Here is a 6,530-nt window from a genome sequence, read left to right as displayed (position 1 = left end):
GTTTTAAAAGAGCGACTTGGTAATGAATGTCATCAATTTATTCTGCATGAGAAGAAGAAGTTGCAAAAAATTTATAATTTAACAGAGATGTTACGTGATCGAATTGGTGATGTTCTGTCAAAACAAAAAAAGAATGAAGATATAAATGATTGGTTATTACAATTTAGCCAAAGCATATCACAATATAGTTTTCGGATATTTATTTGTAATGAAGATGGTTTCCAACAATCTGGTAATATTATGAAAAAAGATGGTGAATGGATCATTATGCCAGAGTATTATATGAAGAACTGGAGCTGGCGCCCGTATTTTCTAGAAAATATAATGAAAATGCGTTTTGAGAATAAGGCAAGACTTTCAGATTTATATGCTGATATCGAAACTGGTGAAATGGTACGAACATTTTCATTCCCAATTGATGATGAAAACTTTTTATTTATAGATTTATCGTATGAATATTTATATGAGGAAGATGTTTTATTTTAATGCGCGAAGAGATTCGTGCATTTTTTTGTTTGTTTTTATCATAAATTGGTAATAGTGAAAATGATGATGAAAATGCTGTCTATCGTTGTAAAGATTTTACGAACGAAATCATCCCTTTCTTTGCATAATCATTGTTACAATGAATACTACAAAGACAAGCTCTTTTAAAAGGAAGGTGAAAAAATGAAGAAATATGGAATATGGTTTGTTCTATTTATATGTGTTGCCTTTCTAGTTGGCTATAGTGTCACAACTGTTTTAGGAAAAGAAGAAGTGAAAGTGGATCGGAAAGAAGTGTTTACAACGATACAAAAAGGTTATGAGACGCAATTTTCAATTCGCGGGAAGCAAATATCTATGAATAAGATGATAGAGACATTATCACCATATTTTACAAATAATTTCCTTCAAGTTTTTACAGATGAAAACAGTAGAAATGAAAAACAAAGTGGTGAATATTTACTTCCAGCAAAAGAAGCTCCGTTTTCCTTTAATTCAGAAACAAAAATGTCTTATGATGAGGAACATAAAAATCTATATGTCTACGAGCGGGCAAAGAGTGGACAATATCAAATTGTGACATTGCAAAAGGATAATGGAAAATGGAAACTAGCAGGGTATCATGAAAGTCAGGAACTGTTGACTGAAATAAAAAGGTTACAACAATTATGAGAATAGGGATAGGTGTCCCCTATTCCTATTCTATACCGAGTAGCTGTTGTAATTTTTCAATTTGAAAACCTGCGACAACTTCTCCGTCAATTACAACTGTTGGAGTTGAATAGGACTCATAGTCATATAAAAGACGATTGCGTGCAGCAGCGTCTTTTTTTACGTCAAATTCTTCATATACAACGTTATTATGTTTTAAAAATTCTTTCACAATGGTACAAGGCGGACAATCAGGTTGTGTATAAACCTCAATTTTTTTCATTGTAATTCCTCCCTTTTTCTGTTTTTTATTATATTCTGCCAGTATAAAAAGCGCAATAAAGAAGTAAAAAGATGCTCTTTCATCTTTTTACTTCGTATTTCGACAAATTTTAGTTGAGTTTCTGGCCAAGAACCTTTATCCTAGATTGTGGAACGTTTTTTCTGTTATGACGGATAGAATGAGTATAGCTGTAAAACCTATTGGTAGGAAGATCAGAGAAAGGAGAGATTTCATGTCTCTACTCCAAGGAATTTTAACTCGACTTGTTAGTCTACAAGAACAAGCTGAAAGCGGTGAAGTAGCACAACGCTATTTTGAAGTGAACGGTGAGCGCAAATGTAGCGTGAAATTTTTCGATAAAAGTGAAATGTATGAATTAGAAGTGTATCAACAAGGTGAAAAACCTCAAGTGTATCAATTCGATAACATCGATATGGTTGCAATTGAGATTTATGATATCATTAATTGATACATATAAAAAAGGTACTGCCAAATGGCGGTACCTTTTTTAGTTATATTAATTAATGGGCTATACAGGTAGTAGAAGTTGCAATTTAAGGCGCGATTAAATAAAAGGTTTTTTACAAATGTATATGTATAGGAATTTTTTATTTTTCCTACAATGATAGTAAATATTAATAGGAGGTGCAAAGGATGGAACGCTTACCGATTGTTATTTGTCCTAATTGTCACAGTCATGCTGAAATTAATCATGTATTAACCGCCCAGTCTAATCAAAATGTAATATATACATGTAAGTTTTGTAATTATGTAATTCGAAATATTGAAACGAATAAAGGGTAGTAAGTTATAATTTTTGTTTTTGTCCCATACAATGAGAATACGAAAAGTCTGTCTAATTGAAAGGACGTGACTATGTGGACGGTGAGCATACATTTTATAATGTTTCAGAGAGACATTTGAATTTTGATATGGTATTTAACCGTATTTGTAGTTTCATTGAAAAGGATCCACGAAATTTATATCGATTATCTATTGGGACAGACTCACAAGCGCATCAAAAGGATACGAGGTTTATTACAGCGATACATATTCATCGGGTTGGAAAAGGAGCATGGGGATGTTTGCATCATAAATCAGTGAAAAATAAGCCAGCAACGTTGCGAGAGAAAATATATTTAGAAACACAGTTTAGTCAAGAAATCGCCTATTTATTTACTCCCAATCATATACAAACAATATGGGATTTATTGCACCCATACGCTCAAGATGGAGCAGGATTCATAATGGAAATTCATTTAGATATCGGGAATGATGGTTTAACAAAAGAATTTATTTTAGATATGACGATGAAAATTCAAGCAATGGGATTAACAGCAAAAATTAAACCAGATGCTTATGCGGCATTTAGTTATGCGAACAGATATACGAAATAATGTGAAATGATGTCTATATATTCGCAGTCGTTAAGTATCCCTAACGAAAACTGAATATTACATCTACTAAATAAGCTGAAAAATTTATATAATGAGAGTGCAAGGAGAGGAGCATATGGAAAAGGAATTTGTTTTAACAAGAGAAGAAAAAAATTTATTGTTGGATATTCTGTTTCAGCAAAATTACGCGAGCGAAATTTTAGCGGTGGAGCTTACAGACATTGAGAATGGTTTAAAACAGACAGATGTGACGCAATATAAAAAAATTACAAGATTGTTTTACCGATTAAAAAATAAAGGGTATTAAGCACTACCGGAATGGTAGTCTTTTTTTTATGTTGTATGCTAAAATAGTTGTGTATCTTTATTTTTATTAGAAGAATGTTAGGACAAAATAATAATATGAAAACGCTATCATAAAATGTGAGTAGGATTGGAGAATATAAGCAAGAGAAATGGGGGATGTAACATGATTAGTATTCCGAAAGATGAGTTTCAACAAATTCTTGTGAAGGATTTAATGATTTCATCAGAAAAAGTAGCACATGTCCAAATAGGGAATGGTTTAGAACATGCTTTACTCGTTCTTGTGAAATCTGGATATTCGGCGATTCCTGTTTTAGACCCTATGTATAAATTACATGGGTTAATTAGTACTGCTATGATTTTAGATGGTATTTTRGGATTAGATCACATTGAGTTTGAAAGACTTGAGAATATGAAAGTGGAACAAGTGATGAAGGAAGAGATTCCAGTTCTTATGTTAGAAGATTCTTTTGCAAAAGCTTTAGAAATGACAATTGATCATCCTTTTATTTGCGCTGTCAATGAAGAAGGTTACTTCGAGGGTATTTTAACACGTCGGGCTATTTTAAAATTATTGAATAAAAAAGTGAGACAGCATAATCGATAACGTAGGGAAAGTGACTTCACTGAAAAGGCGAAGTCACTTTTTTTCGTGCATATCAGTTGTGTATGTATTATATTTAAAAAGACATAAAGCATAAGAAAACTTTGAACTAACAAACCGTTCTAATGTATAAAAGTATGCAATTAAATTAAGGATGAAATGCTTATTAAAATTAGGTGTATGGAAGCTAAGGAAAGAGGGAGAAAGTTGCAAATTGATGATTTTCAAATGATGGTTGTGTTAGCTMAGGAATCAAATATGAGAAAAGCGGCGGAACGTTTATTTGTTTCCCAACCTGCGCTTAGTCAACGATTACAATCTATGGAGAAACAATGGGGAATGAAATTTTTTATTCGTTCACAAAAAGGATTAACAATTACACCCGAAGGGGAAAAAGTTGCAAATTATGCAAAAGAAATGTTACAACGGGAAGAGGATATTAAAAGTGAACTGGCTCTTTTTAGAACGGAAACATACGGTACGTTAAAAATAGCTGTTGCATCAGTCATTGGGCAATATTGGCTTCCACCTGTTTTGAAAAAATTTGTGCATAAGTATCCTTCTGTGAAGATAGCTCTGTTTACTGGCTGGAGTAGTGAAGTGCAAAAGCAATTTTATGAAGGAGACGTTCATGTTGCTATACTGAGAGGATCACAAGAATACAAAGGGCAGAAACAACAATTATTTGAAGATGAATTATATTTAGTTGATAAAGAAATAAAAGATATTTCGATGTTAAAAGAGACAAATAGACCATTTATTCAATTTAAAAGTGATTCGACCTACTATGGACAAATACAAAATTGGTGGTATGGATTATTTTCAAATCCACCTAAGCGAACGATTGTAGTTGACCAAATTGAAACGTGCAAACAGCTTGTTTTAAATGGAATAGGTTACGCTCTTTTACCTTCGACTGTTTTAAAAGAAGTGCAGGAAAATATGTATAAAACACCTGTTCAATTAACGAGAGAAACATGGTTATTGACGAGTGACTCGGCAAGGCAGTTGAAGCAAGTACAAGCATTTTTAGAAATTATAGAAGAAATTCAAATGGAAAAATAAGATTATTGTCTTGCTACTCGCTCTATCGTTTGGTAGAGTAACATTATAAATGGATTTAGGAGGCAACAAGAATGAAAATGATGGACGCTAACGAAATTATTTCGTTTATTCAAAACAGTGAAAAGAAAACTCCTGTAAAGGTATACATAAAAGGGGATTTAAAAGAAGTAACATTCCCTGAAACGGTACAAGCATTTGTAAATAAAAAATCTGGTGTATTATTCGGAGAATGGTCTGAAATTAAGGCAATTCTTGATGAAAATAACAAGCACATTGTTGACTATGTAGTTGAGAACGACCGTCGTAATTCTGCAATTCCAATGCTTGATTTAAAAGGTATCAAAGCTCGTATTGAGCCAGGCGCGATTATTCGTGACCATGTAGAAATTGGTGACAACGCTGTTATCATGATGAATGCAACAATTAACATCGGTGCTGTAATTGGTGAAGGTACTATGATCGACATGAACGCAGTGCTTGGTGGACGTGCAACAGTTGGTAAAAATTGTCACGTAGGTGCAGGTGCTGTACTTGCCGGTGTTATTGAGCCACCTTCTGCAAAACCAGTTATCGTTGAAGATGATGTTGTAATTGGTGCAAATGTAGTGGTTCTAGAAGGCGTTACAGTAGGTAAAGGTGCGGTTGTAGCAGCAGGTGCTGTTGTAACAGAAGATGTGCCTCCATATACAGTTGTTGCGGGAACTCCGGCACGTGTAATTAAAGAAATTGATGAGAAGACAAAAGCAAAAACTGAAATCAAACAAGAGCTTCGTCAATTAAACCCAGAGAAATAAAAAACAAAAAGCGTAAGAGCATGAATGTGCTCTTACGCTTTTTATAGATAGAGGTGCAAAAATGACAGTAAGCAAATTTGTCCAAGTTCGTAGAGATTTACATAAAATTCCGGAAATCGGATTTAAAGAGTGGAAAACACAACAGTATATTTTAGATTATATAGGAACGCTTCCTAACGAATGTTTGGAAGTGAGAACATGGAAAACAGGTGTAATTGTTAAAGTAAATGGGAAAAATCCTGAAAAAATAATAGGTTATCGTGCAGATATAGACGGTCTACCTATTACAGAGGAAACTGGATATGAATTCTCTTCTGTCCATGAAGGAATGATGCATGCATGTGGACATGATTTGCATGCAACAATCGGTTTAGGCCTTCTAACAGCGGCTGTAAGCGAAAGAATAGATGATGATCTTGTATTTATATTCCAACCAGCTGAAGAAGGTCCAGGTGGTGCACTTCCTATGTTAGAAAGTGATGAGTTAAAAGAATGGAAGCCTAATATGATTCTTGGACTTCATATTGCGCCTGAATACTCTGTGGGAACAATTGCGACAAAAGAAGGTTTATTATTTGCGAATACATCAGAGTTATACGTTGATTTAAAAGGAAAAGGTGGACATGCTGCATATCCGCATACAGCAAATGATATGATTGTTGCAGCGAGTCATCTCGTTACACAACTTCAATCAGTTATTAGTCGTAATGTGGATCCCCTTGACAGTGCGGTAATTACAATTGGGAAAATTACAGGTGGTACAGTTCAAAACATTATCGCAGAAAAGTCTCGTTTAGAAGGAACAATTCGAACGCTATCAGTGGAATCAATGAAACGTGTTAAAAGCCGAATTGAGGCAATTGTTGCGGGAATAGAAGCTTCCTTTCAATGTGAAGCTGTTATTGACTACGGAGCGATGTATCATCAAGTGTATAACCATGAAG

General features: G+C 33.9%; 11 protein-coding genes. 10 read left to right on the top strand and 1 reads right to left on the bottom strand.

All coding sequences use genetic code 11. The annotated features are described in order from the left end of the window. The coding region (locus AC1DTM_RS15930) for an EAL-associated domain-containing protein (RefSeq protein ID WP_477000465.1) at positions 1-486 on the top strand (486 nt) is incomplete at its 5' end. Between the two features lie 183 nt (positions 487-669). Next, positions 670-1,158 (top strand): DUF3993 domain-containing protein, encoded by a 489-nt coding sequence (locus AC1DTM_RS15925; RefSeq protein ID WP_002111512.1) that lies wholly within the window; start codon positions 670-672, stop codon positions 1,156-1,158. A gap of 25 nt (positions 1,159-1,183) precedes the next feature. Here AC1DTM_RS15925 and AC1DTM_RS15920 read toward each other — a convergent pair whose 3' ends face one another. Continuing rightward, complete coding sequence (locus AC1DTM_RS15920) at positions 1,184-1,420, bottom strand: glutaredoxin family protein (RefSeq protein ID WP_002111510.1); 237 nt, start codon at positions 1,418-1,420, stop codon at positions 1,184-1,186. Between the two features lie 232 nt (positions 1,421-1,652). Here AC1DTM_RS15920 and AC1DTM_RS15915 point away from each other — a divergent pair, with 232 nt between their 5' ends. The 8 genes from AC1DTM_RS15915 to AC1DTM_RS15880 all read left to right on the top strand — a co-directional run. Continuing rightward, positions 1,653-1,889: a YkuJ family protein gene (locus tag AC1DTM_RS15915; RefSeq protein WP_002111509.1), complete on the top strand. Its 237-nt coding sequence runs from the start codon at positions 1,653-1,655 to the stop codon at positions 1,887-1,889. Between the two features lie 185 nt (positions 1,890-2,074). Further along, positions 2,075-2,224 (top strand): hypothetical protein, encoded by a 150-nt coding sequence (locus AC1DTM_RS15910; RefSeq protein ID WP_002160670.1) that lies wholly within the window; start codon positions 2,075-2,077, stop codon positions 2,222-2,224. A gap of 74 nt (positions 2,225-2,298) precedes the next feature. Further along, positions 2,299-2,817, top strand: coding sequence for a ribonuclease H-like YkuK family protein (locus AC1DTM_RS15905; RefSeq protein ID WP_002111508.1), 519 nt, complete (start codon positions 2,299-2,301; stop codon positions 2,815-2,817). A gap of 115 nt (positions 2,818-2,932) precedes the next feature. Then, entirely contained in the window at positions 2,933-3,124 is a 192-nt protein-coding gene (gene abbA, locus AC1DTM_RS15900) for an antirepressor AbbA (RefSeq protein ID WP_016106051.1), read from the top strand. A 162-nt stretch (positions 3,125-3,286) separates the two neighbouring features. After that, positions 3,287-3,730, top strand: a complete 444-nt coding sequence (gene cbpB, locus AC1DTM_RS15895) for a cyclic-di-AMP-binding protein CbpB (RefSeq protein WP_002145988.1) — start codon at positions 3,287-3,289, stop codon at positions 3,728-3,730. Between the two features lie 177 nt (positions 3,731-3,907). Next, positions 3,908-4,792, top strand: a complete 885-nt coding sequence (locus AC1DTM_RS15890; RefSeq protein ID WP_477000464.1) for a LysR family transcriptional regulator — start codon at positions 3,908-3,910, stop codon at positions 4,790-4,792. A gap of 71 nt (positions 4,793-4,863) precedes the next feature. After that, positions 4,864-5,586, top strand: coding sequence for a 2,3,4,5-tetrahydropyridine-2,6-dicarboxylate N-acetyltransferase (gene dapD / locus AC1DTM_RS15885; protein WP_016106050.1), 723 nt, complete (start codon positions 4,864-4,866; stop codon positions 5,584-5,586). A 61-nt stretch (positions 5,587-5,647) separates the two neighbouring features. Beyond that, on the top strand, positions 5,648-6,530 hold an 883-nt coding region (locus AC1DTM_RS15880), incomplete at its 3' end, for an N-acetyldiaminopimelate deacetylase (RefSeq protein WP_477000463.1).

Source organism: Bacillus sp. P4_D3 (genome assembly GCF_056401855.1).
Note: the sequence above shows the minus strand (reverse complement) of the source record. Positions and strands in the feature narration are given on the sequence as shown.

Bases quoted from the DNA above. Each gene is read 5' to 3' on its own strand.
- AC1DTM_RS15925 (WP_002111512.1), top strand. From the start codon at position 670: ATGAAGAAATATGGAATATGGTTTGTTCTATTTATATGTGTTGCCTTT.
- AC1DTM_RS15920 (WP_002111510.1), bottom strand. From the start codon at position 1,420: ATGAAAAAAATTGAGGTTTATACACAACCTGATTGTCCGCCTTGTACC.
- AC1DTM_RS15915 (WP_002111509.1), top strand. From the start codon at position 1,653: ATGTCTCTACTCCAAGGAATTTTAACTCGACTTGTTAGTCTACAAGAA.
- AC1DTM_RS15910 (WP_002160670.1), top strand. From the start codon at position 2,075: ATGGAACGCTTACCGATTGTTATTTGTCCTAATTGTCACAGTCATGCT.
- abbA (WP_016106051.1), top strand. From the start codon at position 2,933: ATGGAAAAGGAATTTGTTTTAACAAGAGAAGAAAAAAATTTATTGTTG.
- dapD (WP_016106050.1), top strand. From the start codon at position 4,864: ATGAAAATGATGGACGCTAACGAAATTATTTCGTTTATTCAAAACAGT.